At 48.1% G+C, this 2,237-nt stretch carries 3 protein-coding genes; 1 reads left to right on the forward strand and 2 read right to left on the reverse strand.

The window, feature by feature from the left end; genetic code table 11:
* Positions 1-1,112 (reverse strand): recombinase family protein (locus NFR99_RS15120; RefSeq protein WP_251354067.1); only part of this gene is annotated, 1,112 nt, incomplete at its 3' end.
* A 218-nt stretch (positions 1,113-1,330) separates the two neighbouring features.
* On the opposite strand from NFR99_RS15120, the gene NFR99_RS15125 reads away from it, so the two are divergent.
* The gene (locus tag NFR99_RS15125; RefSeq protein WP_160562461.1) at positions 1,331-1,933 is read left to right on the forward strand and encodes a DUF6064 family protein; all 603 of its coding nucleotides are present in this window, start codon (positions 1,331-1,333) and stop codon (positions 1,931-1,933) included.
* Positions 1,934-2,001: 68 nt separating this feature from the next.
* Here NFR99_RS15125 and NFR99_RS15130 read toward each other — a convergent pair whose 3' ends face one another.
* Positions 2,002-2,199 (reverse strand): transposon-encoded TnpW family protein, encoded by a 198-nt coding sequence (locus NFR99_RS15130; protein WP_120487255.1) that lies wholly within the window; start codon positions 2,197-2,199, stop codon positions 2,002-2,004.
* Positions 2,200-2,237 lie beyond the last annotated feature (38 nt).

Consider the following 2,237-nt stretch of genomic DNA (forward strand, 5'->3'; position numbering starts at 1 on the left):
GTCACTCCCTCGGTCAACAGGTCGGTGCGGATAAAGTGCGCCGTACAGTCTGCCGTGCGCTTCTTGTAGCTGCCGCATATGTAGCAGTCCTGCCGCCGTTTATCCGTCTGATACCTCTGCTGGTACATGACGCTGCCGCAATCCGCACAAAACAGTATGCCGGAGAACAAGCCCACTTCATCATAGCGGTTAGGGCGTTTGCGCTGCTTGCGTAGCTCCTGCACACGCTCCCATGTGTCACGGTCTATGATGATTTCGTGGTGGTTCTCGAAAACCGCCTGTTTGTCCTCACTGTTGTAGATAATCTTGCTGCACTTGTAGGATTGTGTGGTGGTCTTGAAGTTCACAAGGCAGCCCGTGTATTCCCGGTTTTCAAGGATATGTACCACGGTATTCGCCGCCCATTTGCACTCATAGCCGGGGTGGTAGCGGCGGGTTCTCCCTGTCCGGCGGTATTCCAGCGTTCCCGGCGTGGGGATTTGCTGTTCCGTAAGCATACGGGCTATCTTGGTCGGACCGTTCCCGGCAAGGCAAAGGCTGTATATCTGCTTTACCACGGGGGCGGCTTCCTCGTCAATGATAAAATTTTCGTCCTCGTCCATGAGGTAGCCATACACGGGCTTGCTTGTGACAGGTTTCCCACTCATGCCTTTTGACCGCTTCACGGCTCTGATTTTCTTGCTCGTATCCCTCACCAGCCATTCGTTAAAAATATTTCGCAAAGGCGCAAAGTCATTCTCGCCCTGTGCGCTGTCAACGCCGTCATTGATGGCAATGAAGCGGACGTTTTTCTGTGGGAAAATCATTTCCGTGTACATTCCCACTTGCAGATAGTTTCGCCCTAACCGTGACATATCCTTTACGATAACCGTTCCCACAAGCCCCGCTTCAATGTCGGCAAGCATGGACTGGAAGCCGGGTCTTTGGAAATTTGCCCCGGAGAATCCGTCGTCCGTGTACCATTTGAGGTTGGAAAAGCCGTTCTGTTTTGCGTAGGCTTCCAGAATCCGCTTCTGGTTGCTTATGGAATTGGATTCCCCGGAAAGCTCGTCCTCGTGCGACAATCTCGGATAAAGGGCGGTAATGAGTTGTTGGGTGGTCTGTCTTAACATAATGTCCTCCGTTTCCGACAGCCAGTCCCACTATTCCGTAGGCTTAGTATACCATAGGGCGGGGCTGTCTGTACAGTCCTTTTTGCTTCTTTATGTCGAAAAATATCACGGTTTTTTGTTACGGTTTATAGCAAGTAGCTTATTATAGAAAATATCAAATTTTTATGCTATACTTTAGTTCGTTACAAAGTGACAAACTAAATCTACGGGGGCAACACATGGACGCACAAGTTTTTTGGGATGTTATCGGCAATTACAACAGACAAACATGGATAATCCAAATTGCATTACTCATTTTTTTACTCATAGCGGTTGCTTTGTCCTATACAAAAAAAATAAAGTGGGCGGCAAAATTCTCGCTTGGGATTATTAACCTCTTTATAGGCATTGGATTTTTCGCTTGGTATGGAACAGAGCCTATTCAGAAATTTTTTGCATTTCCGTTGTATATCACTTGCGGTGTTCTGTTCCTATACGAAAGTCTGCATAACAAGGACGATATACTCAAAACACCTACCGCATTTCAGATGTTTCTACTGGTGCTTTATTTAGCGTACCCTTTTGTTTCCATTCTTTTAGGTAATTCTTTCCCGCAAATGGTAACATACATCATGCCTTGCCCCGTAATCAGCATAAGCATGACGGTTTATGCTGGCTATAAAAGAAAAAACAAGCTGCTCCTCGCTTTACTGACCATATGGGGATTGACCGGAATAAAATCAGTCATCTTCAATGCCTATGAAGATATAATTCTACTGATTTGCGGTTTGTATGGTATCGTGCTGCTGGCAAATGAAATACGGCAATCAAGCAAGAAATAAACATGGTGTCATTTATTACTATTCCAGCGGTCACGCTCCACGGCATGACCGCTTTTCCATGCCACAACTTAGGCGGTAAAAGGCGGCTTGTGTCCGGCTACGCTTTCGGCTTCCAGCACTTTCATCATCTTGTCGGCGGCGGTGGCGGTAGTGCCTTGTTTGAAGTAGCCGGAAACCACAAGGACGGTGTTCCCCCGGCGTACCTCGGTCACGCAATCCGGGCGGCGGGCGGTGGTGGCGGTGCTTTTCTTGGGCGTGTCGGTCATAGGCAAATCTCCTTTCCGTTCAGCAGCTTTTTAAGGCG

It is taken from the genome of Hominisplanchenecus murintestinalis, from assembly GCF_943193015.1.
Lineage (GTDB): Bacteria > Bacillota > Clostridia > Lachnospirales > Lachnospiraceae > Hominisplanchenecus_A > Hominisplanchenecus_A murintestinalis.